The sequence below is a fragment of the Nocardioides salsibiostraticola genome (assembly GCF_054783655.1).
Window position 1 is genome coordinate 488,024 of the sequence record NZ_BAAGQD010000014.1, and the last position, 23,644, is coordinate 511,667.

Sequence of the window (23,644 nt, forward strand, 5' to 3'; positions counted from 1 at the left end):
AACAAGCCCCCGAACCTCACCCCACGACCGATTGCACCGCCTGCACGAGCCGCGCGTCGTCGGGAGCCACCATCGGGCTGAAGCGGGCCACGACCTGACCCTCGGCGGAGACCAGGAACTTCTCGAAGTTCCACCCGATGTCGCCGGTCTTGCCAGTCTCGTCGGGCGTCTGGACGAGGGTCCCGTAGATCGCGTGACGGCCGTCCCCGTTGACCTCGATCTTCTCGCTCATCGGGAAGGTGACGCCGTACGTCGAGGAGCAGAACTCCGCGATCTCCTCGGTGGAACCGGGCTCCTGGCCCCCGAACTGGTTGCACGGCAGACCGACGACGGCGAAACCACTCCCGGCGTACTGCGCGTGGAGGGACTCCAGACCGGTGTACTGCGGGGTGAGGCCACACTTGCTGGCCACGTTCACCAACAGGGCGGGCGAACCACCGGTGAGATCGGCGAGCGTGCCGGCGGTCCCGTCGAGACGGGCGATCGGAGTGTCGAGAATGCTCATGGGCCGATCGTAGGCGCCTACCCGGCCGGCCCCCGGTAGGGCCGTGGTGCGAACTGGTGCCTCCGGCAGGATTCGAACCTGCGGCACCTGGTACCGGAAACCAGTGCTCTATCCCCTGAGCTACGGAGGCCTGCGTCCTAGGGCGCAAGCGGACCCTACCGGCTGGAACTGGTGAGAGGAAAACCGGATGCCGCCGATAGGGTGAGGCCGTGACTCCAGACCAACTCGCCGTGACTGTCGCGGACACACTTGCGGCCCTCGTCGACGAAGGATCGCTGGTGTTGCCCGACGGTCTCCCCGACGTCGTGACCATCGAACGTCCTCGTGAGAGCAGCCACGGCGACTACGCGACCAATGTGGCCATGCGCTTGGCCAAGCAGGCCGGGACCAACCCCCGGGCGCTCGCCGAGACGCTGGCCGCCCGACTGCGCGACGCCGATGGCGTGGCGGGAGCGGACGTGGCCGGCCCGGGGTTCATCAACATCACCGTCGCCGCCGACGCCCAGGGCTCGGTGGCCGCGGACATCGTCGCCGCCGGCGCGTCCTACGGCACCTCCTCGGTGCTGGCCGGCCAGTCGATCAACGTCGAGTTCATCTCCGCCAACCCGACCGGGCCGCTACACCTGGGTCACACCCGCTGGGCCGTGCTCGGTGACTCGATCGGTCGGGTCCTGACCGCGGCCGGCGCCTCGGTGACCCGCGAGTTCTACATCAACGACCGCGGCGTCCAGATGAATCACTTCGGAAACTCCATCATCGCCGCGGCGCTCGGGGAGCCGACCCCGACCGACGGCTACGCCGGGGGATACATCACCGAACTCGCCACCGCCGTCGGCGAGGCGCACCCGGGCATCTTCGAACTACCGGAGGCCGAACGCCGAGCCGCGGTGCGAGCCGCCGGGTACGAAATCCAACTGGCTTCCCAGCGTGCCTCGCTCGTCCGCTTCAACACTCACTTCGACGTGTGGTCCTCCGAGGTGGCGCTCCACGAGTCCGGCTCGGTCCCGCACACCCTGCAACGGCTCAAGGACCTCGGCCACGTCTACGAGGAGGGTGGAGCGCTGTGGATGCGCACGACCGACTTCGGAGACGACAAGGACCGGGTCCTGATCAAGTCCGACGCCGAGCTCACCTACTTCGCCTCCGACACCGCCTACTACCTCGACAAGCGTGCCCGCGGCTTCGACCGCTGCATCTACCTGCTCGGCGCCGACCACCACGGGTACGTCGGGCGCCTGCGGGCGATGGCGGCCTGCGTGGGCGACGACCCGGCCCAGACGGTCGAGGTGCTCATCGGGCAGCTGGTCAAGATCCTGCGCGACGGGGTCGAGATGAAGCTGTCCAAGCGCGCCGGAACCCTGGTCACGCTCGACGAACTGGTGGACGAGATCGGGGTCGACGCGCTGCGCTACTCCCTGGCCCGCTACCCGGCGGACTCGCCCCTGGTCCTCGACGTCGTCGAGATCACCCGGGCCGCGGCCGACAACCCCGTCTACTACGTCCAGTACGCCCACGCGCGAACCTGTCGGATGATCGCCAATGCGACGGACCTGGGCATGTCGCTGCCCGACCCGTCGGTGGCCGACGCGTTCGACCCGTCGTTGCTCGATCACGACCGCGACCGCGACCTGCTCCGCGCCCTCGCGGACTTCCCCGGGGTGGTGGCCTCGGCCGCCGAACTCCGTGAGCCCCACCGGGTCGCCCGCTACCTCGAGGACACAGCCTCGGCCTTCAACAAGTGGTACGACACCAAGGAGTGCCGGATGTTGCCCCAGGGCGACGAGCCGGCCGGGCCCGCCAACCAGGCGCGGCTCGTGCTCGTGCACGCCACCCAGACCGTGATCGCCAACGGACTCGCGCTGCTCGGAGTCAGCGCCCCGGAACGGATGTAACCGATGACCCACGAAGCCGGCTGGGCCCACGCGCCCGGCGCCCTGCGCGGACCGTCCTGGTTGCGGGAACCCACCGATCCCAACGCGCTCGTCGAGCACCTGTGGTCCCAGACCGCCACGAAGGTCGACGGACGCCTGACCGTGGGCGGAGTGGCCCTGACCGACCTGGTCGCCGAGCACCAGAGCCCGGCCTACGTCCTGGACGAGGCCGACTTCCGAGCCCGGGCGGGCGCCTTCCGCGACGCCTTCTCCGACTACGACGTCTTCTACGCCGCCAAGGCGTTCCTGTGCACCACGGTCGCCAAGTGGGCGGTCGAGGAGGGTCTCCACCTCGACGTGTGCTCCAACGGAGAGCTCAGTGTCGCCCTGCGCGCCGGGGTCGACCCGGCGCTGATCGGCTACCACGGCAACAACAAGACCGAGGCCGACCTGCGCCGGGCCGTGGAGGCCGGTGTCGGGAAGATCGTCGTGGACAGTTTCTTCGAGATCGAGCGGTTGGCCCGGGTGGTCTCAGAGAGCCCGACCAACAGGGTCGCCGTCATGGTGCGCGTGACCGCGGGCGTCGAGGCGCACACCCACGAATACATCGCCACCGCCCACGAGGACCAGAAGTTCGGGTTCTCCATCACCAGCGGCGACGCCCTGCGTGCGGTGCAGCAGGTGCTGGCCACCGACGGGCTGGAACTGCTCGGTCTTCACTCCCACATCGGCAGCCAGATCTTCGACTCCTCCGGGTTCGAGGTGGCTGCCCGACGGGTGTTGGCCCTGCACGCCCGGATCGCGACCGACGAGGGCGTCACCCTGCCCGAGATGGACCTCGGTGGCGGCTTCGGCATCGCCTACACGACCCAGGACGACCCCGCCGAGCCGGCCACGCTGGCTCGCGAGATGTCGGAGATCGTGGCCCACGAGTGCCGCGGCCTCGGCATCGAGCCGCCCCGCCTGTCCATCGAACCCGGCCGCGCCATCGTCGGTCCCTCCATGTGCACCGTCTACACCGTCGGGACCGTGAAGGCCGTGACCCTGGACGGCGGCGCCGTACGCACCTACGTCAGCGTCGACGGTGGGATGAGCGACAACGTCCGCACCGCGTTGTACGACGCCGACTACTCCTGCACGCTGGTCGGACGGCACTCGGAGGCTCCGCCGATGTTGGCCCGCGTGGTCGGCAAGCACTGCGAGGCGGGCGACATCGTGGTCAAGGACGAGTTTCTTCCCGCCGATCTCACTCCGGGGGACCTGATCGCGGTCCCCGGCACCGGGGCCTACTGTCGCTCCTTGGCGTCGAACTACAACCACGCCCTACGCCCGCCGGTGATCGCCGTACGCGACGGCCAGACCCAGGTGGTGCTCAGGCGCGAGACTGAGGAAGACATGTTGGCAACGGACGTGGGTGCGTGATGACGAACAAGGTGCTGCGAGTGGCCGTGTTGGGCTGCGGTTCCGTCGGATCCCAGGTCGTACGTCTGCTCGAGGAGCAGGCCGACGATCTGGCTGCCCGGGTCGGAGCGCGCCTCGAGTTGGCGGGAGTCGCCGTACGCCGCATCGACGCCTCGCGTGAGGTCGAGGTGCCCGAGGGTCTCCTGACCACCGACGCCGAAGGTCTGGTCGCTCGCGAGGACATCGACCTGGTCATCGAGGTCATCGGCGGCATCGAACCCGCCCGCACCCTGATCCTGCGCGCCCTGGAGAGCGGCGCGAGCGTCGTGACCGCCAACAAGGCGCTGATCGCCGAGGACGGGCCGACCCTCTTCGAGGCAGCCCGCAAGGCCGGCCGAGACGTGTACTACGAGGCGGCCGTCGCCGGGGCCATCCCGATCGTGCGCCCGCTGAGTGAGTCCCTCGCCGGAGACCGGGTCACCCGGGTCCTGGGGATCGTCAACGGCACCACCAACTTCATCCTCGACAAGATGGACTCTTCGGGCGCCGGCTTCTCCGACGCCCTCGAAGAGGCCCAGGAGTTGGGGTACGCCGAAGCCGACCCGACCGCGGACGTCGAAGGATTCGACGCCGCCGCCAAGGCCGCGATCCTGGCCAGCATCGCCTTTCACACCCGGGTCACGGCCAGCGACGTCCACCGGGAGGGGATCTCGGAGGTCAGCGCAGCCGACGTCCGGTCCGCCAAGGACATGGGCAGCGTGGTGAAACTGCTCGCCATCTGCGAGTTGAAGACCGACGAGGACGGCACCGAGCGGGTCGCCGCTCGCGTGCACCCCGCGATGATCCCGCGCACCCACCCCCTGGCCAGCGTGCGCGGCGCCTACAACGCCGTGTTCGTCGAGTCCGAGGCGGCCGGCCAGTTGATGTTCTACGGCCCGGGAGCCGGCGGCGCGCCGACCGCCAGCGCCGTCCTCGGTGATCTGGTGACCGTGGCCCGCCATCAGTTGGCGGGCACCCGCGGAGCGGGGGAGTCGGCCTACACCGACCGGGCCGTGCTCCCGATGGGGGAGACTCTCACCCGCTACCACGTAGCCGTCGACGTCGACGACCAAGTGGGTGTCCTGGCCGCGGTGGCCGCGGCCTTCTCCGAGCACGGAGTCTCGATCCAGACCGTGCGCCAGGAGGGTCGCGATGACGATGCCCAACTCGTGGTCGTTTCCCACCAGGCCACCGACGCCGCCCTGTCCGCGACCGTGGACCACCTGCGCACCATGGAGATCGTGCGCGAGGTCACCTCGGTGATGCGCGTCGAGGGAGGCGACGAATGACCGTCCGGACCCACCAGTGGCGCGGCGTCATCGAGGAGTACCGCGATCTGCTGGATCTTCCCGAAGGCATCGAGGCCATCACCCTGCGCGAGGGCGGCACGCCCCTGGTCCACTCCGAGTGGCTGTCCGGTCTGACCGGTGCCGAGGTCCATCTCAAGGTCGAGGGCAACAACCCCACCGGGTCCTTCAAGGACCGGGGGATGACCGCAGCGATGTCGCTGGCCAAGCACGACGGAGCCGAGGCGGTGGTCTGCGCCAGCACCGGCAACACCTCGGCGGCCATGGCCGCCTACGCCGCCAAGGCCGGCCTGAAGCCCCTCGTGCTCGTCCCGGAGGGCAAGATCGCGGCTGGGAAGATGGCCCAGGCGATCGTGCACGGCGCCCAGGTGATCATGGTCCGCGGCAACTTCGACGACTGTCTCCTGCTGGCCAAGCAGCTGGCCTGGGACTACCCCGTCGCCCTGGTGAACTCCGTGAACCCGGCCCGTCTCGAGGGACAGAAGACTGCGGCCTTCGAGATCGTCGACTTCCTCGGGGATGCCCCCGACTTCCACCTGCTTCCGGTTGGCAACGCCGGCAACATCGCGGCGTACTGGCTCGGCTACACGCAGTACGCCGACCTCGGCGTCTCCACGAAACTACCGGTGATGCGAGGCTTCCAGGCCGAGGGCGCCGCGCCGCTGGTCACCGGCGAACCGTTCCCCGATCCCGAGACCAAGGCCACCGCGATCCGGATCGGCAACCCTGCCTCCTGGAAGTTGGCCGAGGCCGCGGCCGAACAGTCCGGTGGGCGCTTCGCCGCGGTCAGCGACGATCAGATCCTCTCCGCTCAGGGCCTGCTGGCGTCGAAGGACGGGGTCTTCGTCGAACCCGCATCCGCCGCGGGGATCGCCGGGTTGTTGCAGGAGTTGGCCGGAGGTGAGCAGGGGTACGCCGGACGCACTGTCGTCATCACGGTGACCGGACACGGGCTCAAGGACACGGCGACCGCACTGGAAGGCGTCGGCGCGTTGGTCGACACGGTGGTGGACGCCGACGTAGACGCAGCCGCTGCTGCGGCCGGCCTGCGGTGACCGGGGTCGACTTCGTCCCGGGGCCCGTCCGGGTGACGGTCCCGGCCACGTCGGCCAACCTCGGGCCGGGCTTCGACAGCCTCGGCCTCGCCCTGGACCTCCGCGACGAGCACGAGGCCCAGGTCCTTGCCTCGGGACTGGTCGTCGAGGTCGGCGGGGAAGGAGAGGGCCAGGTCCCGTTGGACGAGAGCCACCTGGTCGTCCAAGCCATGCGTCTGGCTTTCGAAGCCATGGGGGCCGAGCCGTCGGGTCTGCGGTTGACCTGTCGCAACGTCATTCCTCACGCCCGCGGTCTCGGCTCCTCCTCGGCCGCGATCGTCGCGGGCCTCGGCCTGGCCCGCGCGCTCGTCGTCGACGGAAAGAGTCGCCTGGACGACGACGCGCTGTTCGCACTCGCCGCCGGCATCGAGGGTCACCCCGACAACGTGGCCCCGGCGGTGTACGGCGGGTTCGTCGTCTGTGGACGTGACAGCGAGGGGTACTACGCCGTGGATTCGCCGGTCGACCAGAGCATCGGTGCGGTGGCCTTCATCCCGCCGCACGGCCTCTCGACCGAGGCTGCCCGCGGGCTGCTGCCCGCCACGGTTCCGCACGCCGACGCGGCAGCCGATGCGGGCCGATCCGCCCTGCTGGTCCGCGCTCTGGCCGGAGCGACGGAGCAGCTGTGGCGCGGCACCGCCGACTACCTGCACCAGGAGTACCGGCGGGTGGCCATGCCCGAGACGCTCACCCTGATCGATGAGTTGCGGGCCGACCGGGTCGCCGCGTTCGTGTCCGGAGCGGGCCCCACCGTGCTGGCTTTTCACACCGATTCCGCCGGCGCACCGAGTCTGTTGGACCGTGCACCACTGGGCTGGCGTGCCGTTGCCCTGACCCTGGACACGACCGGCCTTCGCGTCGGGTGAGATAGCCGAACCTCCCGGTGCTACATTGCTCCCGCGCCTACGGCGTGGCGCTCCCCGATCGCTGTTCTAGCGCAGGGGACGAGCCAGAACCCTGACAGCCGTCGATCGACATCCACTCGGACATGTCTCATCGGCGATGGACTACGTGCGAAGGATCCACGCGTGAGCGACTCTGCGGACTCTCCCAAGAAGCGGGCCGGTGGCCTGAGCGGCATGCTGCTCGCCGACCTCAAGCAGATGGCTGGGGGGATGGGAATCGCCGGAGCCGGCTCGATGAAGAAGGCTCAACTCGTCGACGCCATCAAGGGCGCCCAGAGCGGGGGAGCGCCGAAGCAGGCCGCGCCGGCTGTGGCTGCGGCGCCGGTGGTGACGACCCGCACCCGCAAGTCGACCCAGCCCCGAGCGGCCGCTGCGGCTCCCACCACGAGCGCTGAGCCGGCTGCGGCCCCGACGAGCGCACCCGAGAAGCGTGAGAACGCATCCGAGGAGAACTCCACCCCCCGGACGGAGCAGCCCGACAACAAGCCCGACAACAAGTCCGACAACAAGCCCGACGGCCAGCCCCAGCAGCAGGACAAGCAGCCAGACCGGCAGCAGGACAAGCAGCCAGACCGGCAGCAGGACCGGCAACAGGATCGGTCCGGCGGCAAGGCTGACTCGGACGACAAGGGCGCTGACAAGCAGCAAGACAGGTCCGGCAAGTCGGGCGACAGCAAGGCGGACAAGTCGGGCGACAAAACCGACAAGCAGTCGGGTCAGTCCGGAACCCAGCAGCCCAGCGGCCAACAGGGTGGTCAGCAGGGCGGACAACCCAGCGGTCAACAGGGCGGGCAGCAGGCAGACGACGACGAGAACCGTCCCGGCCGCAACCGCCGCCGACGCGGACGCGACCGCAACAACCGTCCCGCAGGCAACCAGAACCCCGGGGGTGCGAACCAGAGCGCCGGCAACAGCCCCAACGCAGGGGGAGGCAACCCGAACTCCGGCGGCAACACCAGCGGTGGTGGCCAACGTGAGCCCGACACCACGATTCTCGAGGACGACGTCCTCGTGCCCGCCGCCGGGATCCTCGACGTTCTTGACAGCTACGCCTTCGTCAGGACCAGCGGGTACCTGCCGGGCACCGATGACGTGTACGTATCGCTCTCGATGGTGCGCAAGTTCGGGTTGCGACGCGGCGACGCGATCATGGGCCAGGTCCGCCACCCCCGGGAGGGGGAGCGGAAGGAGAAGTTCAACCCCATGGTTCGTATCGACAGCGTGAACGGCTCCGAGGCCGAGACCGCCAAGGTGCGCTCCGACTTCATCGACCTCGTCCCGATCAATCCCACGGAGCGGTTGCGACTCGAGACCGGGCCCCACGAGACGACCGGCCGCATCATCGATCTGGTGGCGCCCCTGGGCAAGGGTCAGCGGGCACTCATCCTCGCTCCCGCCAAGTCGGGCAAGACCCGCATCCTGCAGACCATCGCGGCGTCGATCACGGCCAACAACCCCGAGTGCCACCTGATGGTCGTACTGGTCGACGAGCGTCCCGAAGAGGTCACGGACTTCAAACGATCGGTCAAGGGCGAGGTCATCTCCTCGACCTTCGATCGTCCGCCCTCGGACCACACCACGGCCGCCGAACTGGCCATCGAGCGAGCCAAGCGCCTCGTTGAGTTGGGTCACGACGTCGTCGTACTCCTGGACGGGCTGACCCGATTGGGCAAGGCCTACAACTATGCGGGCTCGTCCACCGGCCGCCTCCTCCCGAGCGGGGTGGACACCGCCGCTCTCCATCCGCCCAAACGGTTCTTCGGCGCCGCCCGCAACGTCGAGAACGGCGGCTCGCTGACGATCGTCGCGACGGCGACCGTGGACAGCGGATCGAGCGTGGACGAGGTCTTCCTCGAGGAGTTCTCCGGCACCGCCAACTCCGAGTTGCGCCTGAACGCCCAACTGGCCCAACGTGGGCTCTTCCCCGCGATCGACGCGGCCCGGTCGGCCACCCGTCGCGAGGACCTGCTTCTGGGCGAGCAGGAGGCCGGCATCGTCGCCAAGCTGCGATCCACCCTCGCCGGACTAGACAAGGCCGATGGGGTGGAGTTCCTGCTGAACCGGGTAGGAGAGAGCCAGACCAACATCGAGTTCCTGATGAAGATGCAGAAGTCGGGGTAGTTCCCCCCGCTGAGGTGTCAGTCTCTGTAGGCTGACCCAGCCCCCCGAGTTCATGGACATTACAGAGAGGCACGACGTGGCACGCATCGTGGTCGCAGACGACGATATCGATATTCGCGAACTCGTCGAGTTCAAACTCACCTCGCTCGGGCACGACGTGGTGGCCGTCGCGGACGGAGGGGCAGCGGTCGAGGCCTGCCGTCAGGAGCGCCCCGACCTGGCCGTGCTCGACGTGATGATGCCCGGGGTCTCGGGACTCGACGCGATCCGCATCATCCGAGCGGACAGCGACCTGCACTCCATTCCGGTCATCTTGTTGACCGCGCGGGCCCAGGAGTCGGATGTGGAGACCGGCTTCGATTCCGGGGCGGACGACTACATCACCAAGCCGTTCAGTCCCCGCGAACTGGCCTCCCGGGTCGAAGCGCTTCTGCTCGGACGTCGTTGACGCCAGACCGGGGCACGCGGGGCGGGTAGGACCATCCCGCTTCGAGTTCGTCGGGCAGTAGGCTCCTGCAATGCCGACATCCCAGGTGTCGGTCAAGGGGGCGGATAGCAGTGGTGGGTAGCGAGCCCGTGGGCAGGACCGGGACCGGGCAGCCGGTCACCCGGTTGGTGGCCCCGATCGTCGTGCGTGTCGGTGCCTTGGTGGGTGCGATGGCCCTGATCAGCATCGTGGCCGTGGTGGGCGCGACCCGAGCCACGACGTACCTCACCGATGAGCTCGATCCCGCTATCGCAGCCAACGACGGTGTGCTCACCACCATGACGCAGATGCGGGCAGCGGTCAGCGCCTGGACCCTGACCGGCGACCCGTCGACGCGGGAGGACTATCGGGAGGCGCTGGCCCAGTTCACGGCGGACCAGCAAACGATCCGTGCCTTCGCCCAGCAGGGGGCCGAGTTGCGGCTACTGGTGGTGCGGCAGCAGGAGACGGCCGAGAACTGGATCTCTCAACACGGCGACCTCAGGATTGCCGACCCCGGGGGGATCGCGAACTTCGATCCGGCACGGTTCGAGCGCGGGGCGAGGCTCTTCGGCGACTTCGCGGAGGTGCACTCCGAGACCGAGGCCCTGATGGACGTCCGTCTGCAGGACTCCTCGCGCGATGCCACGTTCCGATTCCGCGGAACCCTGATCGCGGTGATCCTGCTAGCGGCCCTGGCGTGGTTCGTCATGGTGCGGGCTCGACGCACGCTGCTCGCGGAACTGTCCGAGCCCTTGAAGGACCTCGAGGTGGCGGTGCTGAAGATGGGGCGCAACGACGTCGACGCCCGCGCCGTACCCCGGGGATCGAAGGAGGTCCGTTCGGTGGCCACGGCGCTGAACGAGTTCGCCGACGGCAGAGCCCGGGCGAGTGCGGTGGAGGGTCGGATCCAGGACGAACTGCGGGTCCTGGACAGCGCCAAGGACGACTTCGTCTCGAACATCTCCCACGAGTTGCGCACCCCGCTCACCACGATCAGCGGCTACCTCGAACTGATCGCCGAGGAGTTCGAGGATCGACTCCAGCCCCGTCACGAGAGGATGCTCGACGCCTCGCGGCGCAACGTGACCCGGCTCAAGGCACTCATCGACGACCTGCTGGCGCTGTCGAAGGCCGAGAACCGGTCCACGACCCTCGAGGCGTCCGACGTGGTGCCCATGGTCCGTGACGCGGTGACCGACGTGCAGATCACGGCAGCCAGGCGGGGAATCAAGGTGGAGATCAGCGCACCGTCGGAACCGATGCTGGTGCTCTCGGAACGAGCGATGCTCCTGCGTGCGTTCGTCAACGTGCTGTCCAACGCGGTCAAGTTCAGTCACGACAACGGCGTGGTCCAGGTCAAGATCAGTCGGTTGGTCCAACAGGTCGAGATCTCGGTGAGTGATCAGGGGATCGGCATCCCGAAGGCCGAGATCGAGCGGCTGGGCAGCAGGTTCTTCCGGGCGTCGAACGCGGTGACCAACGAGATCGCCGGCACCGGACTGGGGTTGCGGATCGTCCAGACCATCGTCGACAAGCACGCCGGCGAAGTGAGCATCGAGTCCGCTGAGGGCAGTGGAACCACCGTCGTCATCCGGTTGCGTCTCCACGGCGAGCAGTTCGCCCTGGGGCCGTCGGCGAACGAGGACCGGGCCATGGAACCGGATGGTTCCGGCACCGGGAATTGCTGACCCTGGTCCACCGTTGTCTATGCTGGACCGTTGTCTCCGGTTCACGCCCGTCCGCACTCTGCGGGGCGACCCGGGGACCGAAGAGAGGACACCATGAAGAAGGACATCCACCCGAACTACACGCCCACCAAGGTGACCTGCACCTGTGGTGCGGCGTTCACCACGCGCAGCACCTCGGCCTCGGGCTCCATGCACGCCGATGTCTGCTCGCAGTGCCACCCGTTCTACACCGGCAAGCAGAAGATTCTCGACACCGGTGGCCGCGTGGCCCGGTTCGAGGCCCGCTACGCCAAGAAGGCGGCCACGTCGACCGAGAGCGCCGACGACAAGTAGCTGTCTTCACGACGCCGGTCCCCGCACATGTGCGGGGCCGGCGTCGTCGCATTTTCGTCTAGGGGCCGGCCGTCTGACTCGCCGGTTCGTCGTTGAACTGCTTATCCGCCGACCGGCTACGAGAGGATCACGTGATGTTCGAGGCCGTCGAAGGTTTGGTGGACGAGCACCGCGAGATCGAGGGTCGCTTGGCGGCTCCCGAGACGCACGCGGACCTGCGGCTCGCCAAGGAACTCAACCAGCGCTATGCCCAGCTGAGCTCCATCATCGCCACCTGGCGGGAGTGGAAGCAGTACGCCGACGACATCGGGGCCGCTCGCGAACTGGCGTCCGAGGACCCTTCCTTCGCCGAGGAAGCGGTCGTGCTGACCGCGGCCCGGGAGGAAGCCCAGGAGCGACTGCGTCGGCTCCTGGTGCCCCGTGATGCCTCGGACGACCGCGACGCCATCCTCGAGATCAAGTCGGGGGAGGGCGGTGAGGAGTCGGCGCTGTTCGCCGGGGATCTGATGCGGATGTACTCCCGGTACGCCGAGACCCGTGGCTGGAAACTCGAGCTCCTGGACTCGACCGAGTCCGACCTGGGCGGCTACAAGTCTGTGACGGTGGCGGTGAAGTCCCGGGGTGCCTCCGAGCCGGGGCAGGCGCCGTACGCCCTGCTGAAGTTCGAGGGCGGGGTCCACCGGGTGCAGCGTGTGCCGGTCACCGAGTCCCAGGGTCGCGTCCACACCAGCGCCGCCGGGGTCCTGGTCGTGCCCGAGGCCGAGCAGCTCGACGTCAGCATCGATGACAACGACCTACGGATCGACGTCTACCGCAGCAGTGGTCCGGGAGGGCAGAGCGTCAACACCACCGACTCGGCGGTGCGGATCACCCACGTGCCCACCGGGATCGTCGCGAGTTGTCAGAACGAGAAGAGCCAGCTGCAGAACAAGGAGCAGGCGATGCGCATCCTGCGCGCCCGTATCCTCGCCGCGGCCCAGGAGCGAGCCGACGCCGAGGCCAGCGCCGCCCGCCGCAGCCAGGTCCGGACCGTCGACCGCTCCGAACGGATCCGCACCTACAACTATCCGGAGAACCGGATCTCCGACCACCGCACCGGGTACAAGGCCTACAACCTCAGCGTGGTCCTGAACGGCGATCTCGCACCCGTTATCGGTTCGTGTGTCGATGCCGACCTCGCCGAACGACTCGAGGCGCTCGAGGAGAGTCCGTGATCGACCGCCGTGCGGTGCTCACGCAGGCCATCGCCCGGTTGTCGCAGGCAGGGGTTCCCAGTCCGGACCATGACGCAGCGGAACTGTTGGCCCACGTGGTGGGGCGCAGTCGGGGTGAGTTGGCTCTGGTCGCCGAGATCGACGACGCCGACCGTACGGTCTACGACTCGCTCGTGGAGCGTCGAGCGGCCCGGGTGCCACTCCAACACCTGACCGGTTCCTCCGCCTTCCGCTACCTCGAGGTGGCGGTGGGCCCGGGTGTCTTCGTGCCACGCCCCGAGACAGAACTGCTCGCAGGATGGGCGATCGAACACGCCGCCGCACTCGAGGCTCCGATCGTCCTCGACCTGTGCACCGGCTCCGGGGTGATCGCGGCCTCCATCGCGGGGGAGGTGCCCGATGCGCGGGTCGTCGCGGTCGAGCTCGATCCGGAGGCCATGAGCTGGGCGGAACGAAACCTGGCCGGAACCGGGATCGACCTTCGCCAGGGCGACCTGGCCGACGCCTGCCCGGACCTGGAGGGACACGTGGACGTGATCACCTGCAATCCGCCGTACGTCCCGCTGGAGGCCTGGGAGTCGGTGGCCCCCGAGGCGAGGGACCACGATCCGCATCTCGCCCTCTTCTCCGGCAACGACGGACTGGACGCGATCCGTGTCCTGGCCGTGCGTGCGACCCGCCTACTGAAACCCGGTGGTGTCATCGGCGTGGAGCACGCGGACGCCCAGGGGATCTCCGCTCCGGCGGTCTTCGCGGGCAGTGGCCACTGGACCGAGGTGCGCGATCATCTCGATCTGGCGGGACGTCCACGCTTTCTGACCGCGCGACTGGCACGATGAGCAGGTGATTGCCCCATGACCGCAGAGCTGTACACGACGACCACCGAGGATGAACGCGAAGCCGCCCTGGAGGCGGCCAGTCTCGCCATCCAGCGTGGTGACCTGGTCGTGCTGCCCACCGACACGGTCTACGGGATCGGCGCCGACGCCTTCGACGCCGAGGCAGTGGCTGGACTCCTGGAGGCCAAGGACCGTGGACGAGCGATGCCGCCCCCGGTTCTGATCGGATCCGCCTCGACGGTGGAGGCGATCGCCGTACGGATTCCCGCGTACGCCCGCGCCCTGATGGAGGAGTTCTGGCCGGGGCCACTGACCCTGGTGCTGCACCAGCAGATGTCGCTGCAGTGGGACCTGGGTGACACCCGGGGCACGGTGGCGGTACGCATGCCGGACCACGCACTGGCGCTGTCCCTCCTCGAGCGCACCGGCCCCTTGGCGGTCAGCTCGGCGAACATCTCGGGTGATCCGGCCGCCACCACCGCGCAGGAGGCCGATGACATGCTGGGTGAGGTCGTCGACGTGATCATCGACGACGGACCCTCACCTGGGACGGGCACCTCGACCATCGTCGATGCCACCGCGGATCAGGGTCGGATCCTTCGTCGAGGGGTCCTGAGCATCGACCAACTCAACGCGGTTCTCGAACCCCTGGGTGCAACGCTGACGGACGAAGACTGACTCGATGCGGGAGTACCTCCTGGTTTTTCTCGTCGCGTCCGCGATCACCTATCTGCTGACGGTCGTCGCGCGCGAGATCGCGCTGCGCACCGGGGCAGTTGCCGTGGTCCGCGACCGCGATGTGCACGCAGAGCCCATCCCCTACCTGGGGGGGATCGCCATGCTGGGTGGCCTCGCGGCGGCCTACGTGGTGGCCCAACAGTTGCCGTTCCTGTCCACCAGCCAGCCGTTCGTCTTCGAGGACGCCGGAGCGGTGCTGCTCGCGGGCGCGATGGTGTGTGTCGTGGGGGTGTTCGACGACATCTTCGACATCGACGCGCTGACCAAGCTGGGCGGGCAGGTGTTGGCGGTGGGGCTACTGGTCTACTCCGGCCTACAGTTCCGATTCCTCCCCCTCCCGGACGGACGCCAGATCTCGCTGGAGCCCGCACAGGGGGCGCTTTTGACCCTGATCGTGGTGGTCGCCACGGTCAACGCGGTCAACTTCGTCGACGGGCTCGACGGTTTGGCGGCAGGGGTCGTCGGCATCGGCGCCATGGCCTTCTTCGTCTACAGCTATCAGCTGGCGAACCTCAACCGCGTCGACCTGGCCACCACCGGCGCACTGCTGTCGGTGGCCCTGGCCGGGGCGTGCACCGGCTTTCTGGCGCACAACTTCCACCCGGCCCGCCTGTTCATGGGGGACAGCGGCTCGATGCTGATCGGGCTCGTGCTCTCCGCGACGGCTCTGACCCTGACCACCCAGTTCAGTGGCTCGCAACTGACCCAGGGAGCCGGCGGCGCCCAGGCCAGCCTGTTGCCGACCCTCCTGCCGGTGGCCCTACCGGTCCTGATCCTGATCGTGCCGCTGGTGGACCTGCTTCTCGCGGTGGTACGCCGTACCGCAGCGGGCAGGTCGCCGATGGCCCCGGACAAGCAGCACCTCCACCACCGGTTGCTGGAGATCGGGCACTCGCACCGGCGCGCGGTGATCATCATGTGGCTGTGGGCCGCCCTGATCTCCTTCGCGACCGTGCTGGCCAGCCTGTACGAAGGGCCCCGGGTCTATCTCGGACTCGGGGGTATGGCCGTGGTGGTCCTGCTGCTCACCTTCCTCCTGCCGGTGGTGCATCGGCCCGGAACGCCCGATTCCGCCCCCGCCCAGACTTTGTGATAGTTTTCACGAGCACTCAGAAGACTCTCAGAATTCACCTCCCGACCCGAGGACGGCCGCTGTAATGACGACCGCGACAGTCTCCCGCGACAGCGGTGTGGCCGTGCTGGTCGGCGCGGGGGCGGCCACCGCCGTACTCGGCGCGGTTCTGGCTCTCGTGGGCGGTCTGGTCGACGGGTCTCCCGCCGCCTACGGCGCCATCGTGGGGACGTTGTTGGCGATCACGGTCTTCGGACTGGGGGCGGCCGCGGTCAATCTGGTCGCCGGAGTCCTGCCGACGATGTCGCTGGTCGTGGCGATGATGACCTACATTTTGCAACTCGTCGTGATCTGGCTCGTGCTCAGCGCATTGGAATCGACCGAGTTGCTCGAGTCGACCCTGGCCCGAGGGTGGCTCGGGGGAGCGGTGATCATCGGGGCCATGGCGTGGATGGCCGGTCAGGTGGGTCTTCACATCACCCGCCGCGTGCCCGCCTTCGACCTGCCCGAGCCGACGATGCCCGACCAGGGCCTCGAGAACTCGGACGGGGGTAAGCAATGACCGCCCGAGGCTGCTATTGTCCGGGACGCAATGGCTCCGGAGATATCCCCTTGGGGACGCACCGATACGCCGCGGGGAGATCCGTGGATGGCGTTCGGCTATGTCGTCTCGGGTGTGGTGATCTACGGATTCATCGGGTGGGTGCTCGACCGCTGGATCGGAACTTCGTTTCTGGTGGCGGTCGGGATTCTGCTCGGAACAGGTTTGGCGCTTTATCAGACGTTTGCTCGGTTCGGACTGAAGTCGGACGCCGAAGGGGATGCGCGCTCTCAGGAGCAGCCCCCGCACGAAGGCACGCGAGGACCAGACAAATGACCCCCAGAACAACGACCACAACGACACATCACGTCGAAACACAGGAGACACGGTGATCGGGACCATCCGGGCAGAAGGTTTCACCCCGCCGGGGCCGAGCGACTTCGACCTGCCGGCGATCGGTGGCGGCGGCTCCTTCGAGCTCTTCGGCCAGTCGTTCGTGCTCGGCGTCACCAAGCCGATGCTGCAGATCGTGCTGGCTGCGGTCCTGGTGTTCGCCTTCTTCTACATCGCCGCCCGCCGTCGCGCGATGGTGCCCGGCAGATTGCAGTTCGTGGGGGAGGAGGCCTACGGCTTCGTCCGCAACTCCATGGGTCGCGACATCATCGGCAGCGCCGACTACGCGAAGTTCGTCCCCTATCTCTTCACGCTGTTCACGTTCATCTTGTTGAACAACCTGATGGCGTCCATCCCGTTCATCCAGTTCCCCACGTTCTCCCGCTCCGGCATGGTGTACGGACTGGCGGTGCTCAGTTGGGTGATCTACAACGCCGTGGGCATCAAGAAGCACGGTTTCTTGGGCTACCTGAAGCTGCAGTCCGTACCCGCCGGCATCAAGGGCCCGATCCTGCTGCTGCTGGTGCCGCTGGAGTTCATGTCGAACATCCTCGTGCGGCCGGTCACGCTGGCCCTGCGTCTGTTCGCCAACATGTTCGCCGGCCACCTGTTGCTGATCCTCTTCGCCCTGGGCGGTGAGTACCTCATCGTCGAGATGGGCGGCGCCTACATCGGCGTCGGCCTCCTCGCCTGGGTGCTGTTCATCGCCGTGGCCTTCCTGGAGATCCTGATCCAGTTCCTCCAGGCCTACGTGTTCGTCCTGCTGAACGCCATGTACATCCAAGGCGCTCTCGCCGACGAGCACTAAGACACGACCCGGGGCGCTGTTTGCCCCAAACCCGTCCGACGTTCCATCCACAAGTTTCACCACAGATGCAAAGAAAACCGAAAGGGAAATCTGATGTTCCTGCCCCTGGCCCTCGAAGGCACGCTCAACGGCTCGATGAACATGATCGGCTACGGACTGGCGGCCATCGGCCCCGGTATCGGTATCGGCCTCATCTTCGCCGCCTACATCAACGGAGTTGCGCGTCAGCCCGAGGCGCAGTCGCGCCTCCAGTCGATCGCGATCCTCGGCTTCGCCCTGGCCGAGGCCCTTGCCATCATCGGTATCGCCCTGGCCTTCGTCCTCAGTTGACCTCTTCTGATCACTGACAAAGTCCAGTCGAGTAGAAGGATCTGTCCATGCAGAACGTGATCGTGCCCGCCGTAGTCCGGGCTGCCGGGGAAGGCGAGGAGCTCAACCCGCTCCTGCCCCACCTCGTCGAGATCGGGCTTTCCCTGGTTGTCTTCGGGATCCTGTTCTTCCTGGTGAAGAAGTTCGTCGTTCCGGCGTTCGAGGCCACCTTCGAAGAACGGACCACCGCGATCGAGGGTGGTCTGGCCGCTGCGGAGACCAAGCAGGCCGAAGCCGACGCCAAGCTCGCCGAGTTGGAAAGCCAACTCGCCGACGCTCGGCACGAGGCTTCGCGTATCCGTGAGGAGGCGCGCGAGCAGGGTGCTGCCATCGTCTCCGAGATGCGCGAACAGGCTCAGTCCGAGTCCTCTCGCATCGTGGAGAGCGGTAAGGCGCAGATCGAAGCGGAGCGTCAGCAGGCTGTGACCTCCCTGCGCGCCGAGGTCGGTGCTTTGGCCACTGGTTTGGCCGGTCGCATCGTCGGTGAGAGCCTGGAGGACGAGGCCCGACAGGGCCGAGTCGTCGAGCGCTTCCTGGCCGACCTCGAGGCTGGTACCCCCGGTAGCGGAGTGAACTGATGGTTTCCTTCCGAGGCGCCTCCGCTGATGGCGTTGCCGTCCTGACCACCGAGGTGGAGGCGACTGTCGCCGCCTCGTCGGGTCAGGCCGAAACGATTGCCGCGGAACTGATCTCGGTGGCCGGTGCGCTGCGCTCCGAGGGTGGCTTCCGCCGCTTCGTCACCGACGCCTCGGTCCCGACCGCGGCCAAGGCGGGCCTCGTGTCCCAGGTCTTCGCCGACAAGCTCAGCGAGTCCGGCGCGAAGTTGCTCACCTCCGCGGTAAGCCGCCGGTGGACCGCAGCTCGTGACCTGGCTGACGCGCTGGAACACCTCAGCGTGGTTGCCACGGTCCGGTCGGTTCCCCATGACGCAGACCGACTCGCCGACGAACTGTTCGGCTTCGGGCAGGTCGTCAAGGACAACCCCGAACTGCGCGAGGCGCTATCCGACCCCGCGCGGTCCCTGGATGACAAGGCGGCCCTGGTCGACCAATTGCTGGCGGGCAAAGCGTTGCCGGCCACGATGGCCCTGGCCAAGCAGTCGCTGTCCAGTTCCTTCCGCACCGTCAACGCGGCGCTCTCGGAGTACCAGAAGGTCGCCGCCGAGGTGCGTGACCAAGGTGTTGCCACCGTGCGGGTCGCCCGTCCGATGAGCGACGCCGAGCACGACCGTCTCGGCAAGGCCCTGGCTCGCCAGTACGGTCGAGACGTGCACCTCAACGTCTTGGTCGACCCGGACGTCATCGGTGGCGTTCGCGTCGAGATCGGTGATGACGTCATCGACGGGACCGTTGCAGCACGACTCGATGACGCCAGCCGCAAGATTGCCGGCTAAGCACCACGCTTCAGCGGTCGCGAGACCACCCCGTACCACCCACAGACCCTCAGATACGCGCTAGACACAAGAGAGAAGGCACCACGATGACGGAACTCTCCATCCGTCCGGAGGAGATCCGCGACGCGCTCGCCAAGTACGTCGCCGACTACAAGCCGGAGGCCGCCAGCCGCGAGGAGGTCGGCACCGTTGCTCAGGCTGGTGACGGCATCGCGCGGATCTCAGGTCTTCCCTCGGCCATGGCGAACGAACTGCTCGAGTTCGAGGACGGCACCAGGGGACTGGCGCTGAACCTCGACACCCGCGAGATCGGTGCCGTCGTCCTCGGTGACTTCGACAAGATCGAAGAGGGCCAGACCGTGCGCCGCACAGGTCAGGTGCTCTCGGTTCCCGTCGGTGACGGCTACCTGGGTCGCGTCGTCGACCCGCTCGGCGTCCCGATCGACGGACTGGGCGAGATGGAGACCACCGGTCGCCGTGCCCTGGAACTCCAGGCGCCGTCGGTGATGGACCGCAAGTCGGTCCACGAGCCCCTCGCCACCGGCATCAAGGCCATCGACTCGTTGACCCCCATCGGTCGCGGACAGCGCCAGCTGATCATCGGCGACCGCGCCACCGGCAAGACCACGGTGGCCATCGACACGATCATCAACCAGAAGCAGTACTGGGACTCCGGTGACCCGGAGAAGCAGGTCCGCTGCATCTACGTGGCCATCGGTCAGAAGGGTTCGACCATCGCTGCGGTGCGTGGAGCCCTCGAAGAGGCCGGGGCGCTGGAGTACACCACCATCGTCGCCTCGCCCGCCTCGGACTCGGCTGGCTTCAAGTACCTCGCCCCCTACACCGGCTCGGCCATCGGTCAGCACTGGATGTATGAAGGCAAGCACGTCCTGATCGTGTTCGATGACCTGACCAAGCAGGCCGAGGCCTACCGCGCCGTGTCGCTGCTGCTGCGTCGCCCGCCGGGCCGCGAGGCCTACCCCGGTGACGTCTTCTACCTGCACTCCCGTCTGCTCGAGCGGTGCGCCAAGCTCTCCGACGAGCTCGGCAAGGGATCGATGACCGGTCTTCCGATCATCGAGACCAAGGCCAACGACGTCTCGGCGTTCATCCCGACCAACGTCATCTCGATCACCGACGGTCAGATCTTCCTGCAGTCCGACCTCTTCGCGGCCAACCAGCGTCCGGCTATCGACGTCGGTGTCTCGGTCTCCCGCGTGGGTGGTGCCGCCATGACCAAGGCCATGAAGGCCGTCACCGGTTCGCTCAAGGTCGACCTGGCCCAGTTCCGGGCCATGGAGGCGTTCGCGATGTTCGCATCCGACCTCGACGCCGCCTCGCGCCAGCAGCTCGCCCGCGGTCAGCGCCTGATGGCGCTCCTCAAGCAGCCCGCCTACTCGCCGTACCCGGTCGAGGAGATGACGGTCTCGCTGTGGCTCGGCACCAGTGGTCGTCTCGATGAGGTCCCCACCGACGACGTGCTGCGGTTCGAGAACGAGTTCCTCGACTACCTGCGTCGCTCCCACGAGGGCGTCCTCTCGGGTATCCGTGAGTCCTTGAAGTTCGAGGACAGCACCGAGCAGGCCGTCACCAGCGCCTACGACTCCTTCCTCGACCAGTTCGAGACCAGCGAGGGTGGCTCGATCAAGGTCGGGCACGAAGCCGCGGCTGAGGCCATGGGCGACGAGGACCTCGACCAGGAGCAGATCGTTAAGCAGAAGCGGGGCTGATCAGACATGGCTGTATCGCTGCGTGAGTACCGTTCGCGGATCAAGTCGACGGAGTCGATGAAGAAGATCACGCGCGCCATGGAGCTCATTGCTGCGTCCCGCATCATCAAGGCGCAGCAGCGGGCCCAGGCGGCAGCGCCGTACGCCCGTGAGCTGACCCGCGCGGTTTCGGCCGTGGCGACGTTCTCCAACGTCGATCACCCGCTGACCCGTGAGCAGGACGAGCCCAAGCGGGCTGCGGTTCTGATCGTGACCAGCGACCGTGGGTTGGCCGGGGCGTACTCCTCGAGCGTGCTCAAGGAGGCCGAGCGCCTCTCCGAGCGGTTGCGCGGCGAGGGCAAGCAGATCGACTACTTCATCACCGGTCGTAAGGGCGCGGCGTACTTCAAGTTCCGCAACCGACCGATCGTCCAGTCATGGACGGGTTCCTCGGATCAGCCGACCTACGACGTAGCGGCGGAGGTCGGTCGTGCGTTGATCGACTCCTTCCTCGCCGAGCAGATGGTCGATGGGTCGTTGAACGCGCAGAGCGTCGATGAGGTCCACGTGGTCTACACGCGGTTCCGCTCGATGTTGCTTCAGGAGCCGACGGCCATCCGTCTGCTTCCCCTCGAGGTCGTCGAGGGTGAGGAGTCTCCCGAGCAGGGAGAGGTCCTCCCGCTCTACGAGTTCGAGCCATCCGCGGAATCGGTGCTCGACGGACTGCTCCCGCAGTACGTCCAGAGCCGGGTGTTCTTCGCGCTGCTTCAGGCCGCGGCCTCCGAACTGGCTTCACGCCAGAAGGCGATGAAGTCCGCCACGGACAACGCGGATGAACTGATCAAGAAGTACAAGCGGATCGCCAATCAGGCGCGCCAGGCCGGTATTACCCAGGAAATCAGCGAAATTGTCGGTGGCGTGAACGCGCTGGCCGATTCCCAATCGGGGAGTGAGTGAGAGAGACATGACTGCCACTGTTGAAGAGACCCAGCAGGACTCCGCCGCGCATAGCACCGGCCGTGTAGCCCGGGTGACCGGGCCGGTCGTGGACGCGGAGTTCCCCGTTGACGACATGCCCGACATCTACAACAAGCTCGAGGTCGATCTCGAGATCGACGGGGTGAAGCAGACGCTGATCCTCGAGGTTGCCCTGCACATCGGTGACGGCATGGTGCGCGCCATCTCGATGCAGGCCACCGACGGACTGGTCCGTGGCTCGACGGTGGTCAACACCGGCGGTCCGATCACGGTCCCCGTGGGTGACATCACCAAGGGGCACGTGTTCAACGCGACCGGTGACGTCCTCAACCTCGTCGAGGGCGAGGAGTACGAGGTCAAGGAGCGGTGGGGCATCCACCGTAAGGCTCCGGCCTTCGACCAGCTCGAGTCGAAGACGACCATGTTCGAGACCGGGATCAAGGTCATCGACCTGCTGACGCCGTACGTCAACGGTGGAAAGATCGGCCTCTTCGGTGGGGCCGGCGTCGGCAAGACCGTGCTGATCCAAGAGATGATCGCCCGTGTCGCCAAGGACCACGGTGGTGTGTCGGTGTTCGCCGGTGTCGGTGAGCGCACCCGTGAGGGCAACGACCTCATCGAGGAAATGACCGACGCAGGCGTCATCGGTCAGACGGCTCTCGTCTTCGGTCAGATGGACGAGCCGCCGGGGACGCGTCTTCGCGTGGCGCTGTCCGCGCTGACGATGGCGGAGTACTTCCGCGACGTGCAGAACCAGGACGTGTTGCTCTTCATCGACAACATCTTCCGGTTCACCCAGGCCGGCTCCGAGGTCTCCACGCTGCTCGGCCGGATGCCCTCCGCGGTGGGCTACCAGCCCAACCTGGCCGACGAGATGGGTCAGCTCCAGGAGCGGATCACCTCGACGCGCGGTAACTCGATCACCTCGTTGCAGGCGATCTACGTCCCCGCCGACGACTACACCGACCCGGCCCCGGCCACGACGTTCGCCCACCTCGACGCCACCACCGAGCTGTCGCGAGACATCGCCTCGCAGGGTATCTACCCCGCGGTCGACCCGTTGACCTCGACGTCACGGATCCTCGACGCCCAGTACATCGGGCAGGAGCACTACGACTGCGCGATCCGGATCAAGCGGATCCTCCAGCGCAACAAGGAGCTCCAGGACATCATCGCCATCCTCGGTGTCGATGAACTGTCCGAAGAGGACAAGGTCATCGTGTCCCGCGCCCGCCGGATCCAGCGGTTCCTGTCGCAGAACACCTACGTGGCCAAGCAGTTCACTGGCCTGGAGGGTTCCACCGTGCCGGTCAAGGACACCATCGAGGCGTTCAACAAGATCGCCGATGGCGACTACGACCACGTGGCCGAGCAGGCCTTCTTCATGTGCGGCGGTCTCGACGACGTCGAGGCGAAGTGGGCCGAGATCCAGAAGAGGTCCTGATGAGCGACGGGGCTCTGCAGGTAGAACTCGTCGCGGCCGACCGGACCGTATGGTCCGGTGAGGCCACGATGGTGATCGCCCGGACGGTGGACGGCGACGTGGGTGTCCTGAAGGGACACGCTCCGTTGTTGTCGCTGCTCACCGACGCCGTCATCGAGATCTCTGAGGGCAACGGACAGCTGGTCTTCGCCACCGTCGAGGGCGGGTTCCTCTCTGTGGCCAACGACCGGGTCTCGATCCTCTCCGAGCGGTCGATCCTGGCCGAGGAGATCGACGTCAACCAGGCCCAGACGGACCTGGAATCGGCTCGGCACCTCAGCGACGACGAGGCAGGTGCGGCGATCCGCCGCGCCGAGACTCGCATCCGCGCTGCGGAGAAGCTCAGGGCGTCCTGACCGACGCCCCCACCGTGA

At 67.4% G+C, this 23,644-nt stretch carries 24 protein-coding genes and 1 tRNA gene; 23 read left to right on the plus strand and 2 right to left on the minus strand.

The genetic code is table 11. From position 1 onward, the window contains the following. Positions 1 to 16 precede the first annotated feature (16 nt). The gene (locus ACYVLV_RS09690; protein ID WP_460809482.1) at positions 17 to 505 is read right to left on the minus strand and encodes a glutathione peroxidase; all 489 of its coding nucleotides are present in this window, start codon (positions 503 to 505) and stop codon (positions 17 to 19) included. A gap of 54 nt (positions 506 to 559) precedes the next feature. After that, positions 560 to 635 (minus strand) — tRNA-Arg (locus tag ACYVLV_RS09695). Positions 636 to 714: 79 nt separating this feature from the next. Here ACYVLV_RS09695 and argS point away from each other — a divergent pair. The 23 genes from argS to ACYVLV_RS09810 all read left to right on the plus strand — a co-directional run bounded on the left by argS (position 715) and on the right by ACYVLV_RS09810 (position 23,626). Then, the gene (gene argS / locus ACYVLV_RS09700; RefSeq protein ID WP_460809484.1) at positions 715 to 2,397 is read left to right on the plus strand and encodes an arginine--tRNA ligase; all 1,683 of its coding nucleotides are present in this window, start codon (positions 715 to 717) and stop codon (positions 2,395 to 2,397) included. A gap of 3 nt (positions 2,398 to 2,400) precedes the next feature. Then, a complete protein-coding gene (gene lysA / locus ACYVLV_RS09705; RefSeq protein ID WP_460809486.1) occupies positions 2,401 to 3,798 on the plus strand; it encodes a diaminopimelate decarboxylase in 1,398 nt (465 codons plus the stop codon). After that, positions 3,798 to 5,105 carry a homoserine dehydrogenase gene (locus tag ACYVLV_RS09710; protein WP_460809648.1) on the plus strand — a complete coding sequence of 436 codons (1,308 nt, stop codon included), beginning with the start codon at positions 3,798 to 3,800 and terminating at the stop codon, positions 5,103 to 5,105. Before lysA ends, ACYVLV_RS09710 begins: the two co-directional genes overlap by 1 nt. Next, entirely contained in the window at positions 5,102 to 6,178 is a 1,077-nt protein-coding gene (gene thrC, locus ACYVLV_RS09715) for a threonine synthase (protein ID WP_460809488.1), read from the plus strand. Before ACYVLV_RS09710 ends, thrC begins: the two co-directional genes overlap by 4 nt. After that, positions 6,175 to 7,083, plus strand: coding sequence for a homoserine kinase (thrB, locus tag ACYVLV_RS09720; RefSeq protein ID WP_460809489.1), 909 nt, complete (start codon positions 6,175 to 6,177; stop codon positions 7,081 to 7,083). The genes thrC and thrB overlap by 4 nt, the downstream gene beginning before the upstream one ends. Positions 7,084 to 7,245: 162 nt before the next feature. Next, the gene (gene rho / locus ACYVLV_RS09725) at positions 7,246 to 9,243 is read left to right on the plus strand and encodes a transcription termination factor Rho (protein WP_460809490.1); all 1,998 of its coding nucleotides are present in this window, start codon (positions 7,246 to 7,248) and stop codon (positions 9,241 to 9,243) included. A gap of 76 nt (positions 9,244 to 9,319) precedes the next feature. Next, positions 9,320 to 9,691, plus strand: coding sequence for a response regulator transcription factor (locus ACYVLV_RS09730; RefSeq protein WP_460809492.1), 372 nt, complete (start codon positions 9,320 to 9,322; stop codon positions 9,689 to 9,691). Positions 9,692 to 9,804: 113 nt separating this feature from the next. Then, a complete protein-coding gene (locus ACYVLV_RS09735; RefSeq protein WP_460809493.1) occupies positions 9,805 to 11,400 on the plus strand; it encodes a sensor histidine kinase in 1,596 nt (531 codons plus the stop codon). 93 nt (positions 11,401 to 11,493) lie between these two features. Then, positions 11,494 to 11,733: a 50S ribosomal protein L31 gene (gene rpmE, locus ACYVLV_RS09740; RefSeq protein ID WP_460809495.1), complete on the plus strand. Its 240-nt coding sequence runs from the start codon at positions 11,494 to 11,496 to the stop codon at positions 11,731 to 11,733. Positions 11,734 to 11,867: 134 nt separating this feature from the next. Beyond that, positions 11,868 to 12,947: a peptide chain release factor 1 gene (prfA, locus tag ACYVLV_RS09745; RefSeq protein WP_460809497.1), complete on the plus strand. Its 1,080-nt coding sequence runs from the start codon at positions 11,868 to 11,870 to the stop codon at positions 12,945 to 12,947. Then, a complete protein-coding gene (prmC, locus tag ACYVLV_RS09750) occupies positions 12,944 to 13,786 on the plus strand; it encodes a peptide chain release factor N(5)-glutamine methyltransferase (RefSeq protein WP_460809499.1) in 843 nt (280 codons plus the stop codon). The genes prfA and prmC overlap by 4 nt, the downstream gene beginning before the upstream one ends. Before the next feature lie 15 nt (positions 13,787 to 13,801). Next, positions 13,802 to 14,464 (plus strand): L-threonylcarbamoyladenylate synthase, encoded by a 663-nt coding sequence (locus tag ACYVLV_RS09755; RefSeq protein WP_460809500.1) that lies wholly within the window; start codon positions 13,802 to 13,804, stop codon positions 14,462 to 14,464. A 4-nt stretch (positions 14,465 to 14,468) separates the two neighbouring features. Continuing rightward, complete coding sequence (locus tag ACYVLV_RS09760; RefSeq protein WP_460809501.1) at positions 14,469 to 15,617, plus strand: MraY family glycosyltransferase; 1,149 nt, start codon at positions 14,469 to 14,471, stop codon at positions 15,615 to 15,617. Between the two features lie 64 nt (positions 15,618 to 15,681). After that, positions 15,682 to 16,158, plus strand: coding sequence for a hypothetical protein (locus ACYVLV_RS09765; RefSeq protein ID WP_460809502.1), 477 nt, complete (start codon positions 15,682 to 15,684; stop codon positions 16,156 to 16,158). An 87-nt stretch (positions 16,159 to 16,245) separates the two neighbouring features. Then, a complete protein-coding gene (locus ACYVLV_RS09770) occupies positions 16,246 to 16,473 on the plus strand; it encodes a hypothetical protein (RefSeq protein WP_460809504.1) in 228 nt (75 codons plus the stop codon). 52 nt (positions 16,474 to 16,525) lie between these two features. Next, positions 16,526 to 17,338 carry a F0F1 ATP synthase subunit A gene (atpB, locus tag ACYVLV_RS09775; RefSeq protein ID WP_460809505.1) on the plus strand — a complete coding sequence of 271 codons (813 nt, stop codon included), beginning with the start codon at positions 16,526 to 16,528 and terminating at the stop codon, positions 17,336 to 17,338. Positions 17,339 to 17,431: 93 nt separating this feature from the next. After that, positions 17,432 to 17,668 carry an ATP synthase F0 subunit C gene (gene atpE, locus ACYVLV_RS09780; protein WP_460809507.1) on the plus strand — a complete coding sequence of 79 codons (237 nt, stop codon included), beginning with the start codon at positions 17,432 to 17,434 and terminating at the stop codon, positions 17,666 to 17,668. 47 nt (positions 17,669 to 17,715) lie between these two features. Further along, the gene (locus ACYVLV_RS09785; RefSeq protein WP_460809508.1) at positions 17,716 to 18,285 is read left to right on the plus strand and encodes a F0F1 ATP synthase subunit B; all 570 of its coding nucleotides are present in this window, start codon (positions 17,716 to 17,718) and stop codon (positions 18,283 to 18,285) included. Then, positions 18,285 to 19,100, plus strand: coding sequence for a F0F1 ATP synthase subunit delta (locus ACYVLV_RS09790; protein ID WP_460809509.1), 816 nt, complete (start codon positions 18,285 to 18,287; stop codon positions 19,098 to 19,100). Before ACYVLV_RS09785 ends, ACYVLV_RS09790 begins: the two co-directional genes overlap by 1 nt. 86 nt (positions 19,101 to 19,186) lie before the next feature. Continuing rightward, on the plus strand, positions 19,187 to 20,830 hold the full coding sequence (gene atpA / locus ACYVLV_RS09795; protein WP_460809510.1) for a F0F1 ATP synthase subunit alpha: 1,644 nt from the start codon (positions 19,187 to 19,189) through the stop codon (positions 20,828 to 20,830). A 6-nt stretch (positions 20,831 to 20,836) separates the two neighbouring features. After that, positions 20,837 to 21,766, plus strand: coding sequence for a F0F1 ATP synthase subunit gamma (locus ACYVLV_RS09800; RefSeq protein ID WP_460809512.1), 930 nt, complete (start codon positions 20,837 to 20,839; stop codon positions 21,764 to 21,766). A 7-nt stretch (positions 21,767 to 21,773) separates the two neighbouring features. Beyond that, positions 21,774 to 23,231, plus strand: coding sequence for a F0F1 ATP synthase subunit beta (gene atpD / locus ACYVLV_RS09805; RefSeq protein ID WP_460809513.1), 1,458 nt, complete (start codon positions 21,774 to 21,776; stop codon positions 23,229 to 23,231). Further along, entirely contained in the window at positions 23,231 to 23,626 is a 396-nt protein-coding gene (locus tag ACYVLV_RS09810) for a F0F1 ATP synthase subunit epsilon (protein WP_460809515.1), read from the plus strand. Before atpD ends, ACYVLV_RS09810 begins: the two co-directional genes overlap by 1 nt. Positions 23,627 to 23,644 lie beyond the last annotated feature (18 nt).

Excerpts from the sequence above, each read along its gene's own strand:
- ACYVLV_RS09690 (WP_460809482.1), bottom strand. The coding sequence starts at position 505 with ATGAGCATTCTCGACACTCCGATCGCCCGTCTCGACGGGACCGCCGGC.
- lysA (WP_460809486.1), top strand. The coding sequence starts at position 2,401 with ATGACCCACGAAGCCGGCTGGGCCCACGCGCCCGGCGCCCTGCGCGGA.
- ACYVLV_RS09710 (WP_460809648.1), top strand. The coding sequence starts at position 3,798 with ATGACGAACAAGGTGCTGCGAGTGGCCGTGTTGGGCTGCGGTTCCGTC.
- thrC (WP_460809488.1), top strand. The coding sequence starts at position 5,102 with ATGACCGTCCGGACCCACCAGTGGCGCGGCGTCATCGAGGAGTACCGC.
- rpmE (WP_460809495.1), top strand. The coding sequence starts at position 11,494 with ATGAAGAAGGACATCCACCCGAACTACACGCCCACCAAGGTGACCTGC.
- prfA (WP_460809497.1), top strand. The coding sequence starts at position 11,868 with ATGTTCGAGGCCGTCGAAGGTTTGGTGGACGAGCACCGCGAGATCGAG.
- ACYVLV_RS09755 (WP_460809500.1), top strand. The coding sequence starts at position 13,802 with ATGACCGCAGAGCTGTACACGACGACCACCGAGGATGAACGCGAAGCC.
- ACYVLV_RS09760 (WP_460809501.1), top strand. The coding sequence starts at position 14,469 with ATGCGGGAGTACCTCCTGGTTTTTCTCGTCGCGTCCGCGATCACCTAT.
- ACYVLV_RS09765 (WP_460809502.1), top strand. The coding sequence starts at position 15,682 with ATGACGACCGCGACAGTCTCCCGCGACAGCGGTGTGGCCGTGCTGGTC.
- ACYVLV_RS09770 (WP_460809504.1), top strand. The coding sequence starts at position 16,246 with ATGGCGTTCGGCTATGTCGTCTCGGGTGTGGTGATCTACGGATTCATC.
- atpE (WP_460809507.1), top strand. The coding sequence starts at position 17,432 with ATGTTCCTGCCCCTGGCCCTCGAAGGCACGCTCAACGGCTCGATGAAC.
- ACYVLV_RS09785 (WP_460809508.1), top strand. The coding sequence starts at position 17,716 with ATGCAGAACGTGATCGTGCCCGCCGTAGTCCGGGCTGCCGGGGAAGGC.
- ACYVLV_RS09790 (WP_460809509.1), top strand. The coding sequence starts at position 18,285 with ATGGTTTCCTTCCGAGGCGCCTCCGCTGATGGCGTTGCCGTCCTGACC.
- atpA (WP_460809510.1), top strand. The coding sequence starts at position 19,187 with ATGACGGAACTCTCCATCCGTCCGGAGGAGATCCGCGACGCGCTCGCC.
- ACYVLV_RS09800 (WP_460809512.1), top strand. The coding sequence starts at position 20,837 with ATGGCTGTATCGCTGCGTGAGTACCGTTCGCGGATCAAGTCGACGGAG.
- atpD (WP_460809513.1), top strand. The coding sequence starts at position 21,774 with ATGACTGCCACTGTTGAAGAGACCCAGCAGGACTCCGCCGCGCATAGC.
- ACYVLV_RS09810 (WP_460809515.1), top strand. The coding sequence starts at position 23,231 with ATGAGCGACGGGGCTCTGCAGGTAGAACTCGTCGCGGCCGACCGGACC.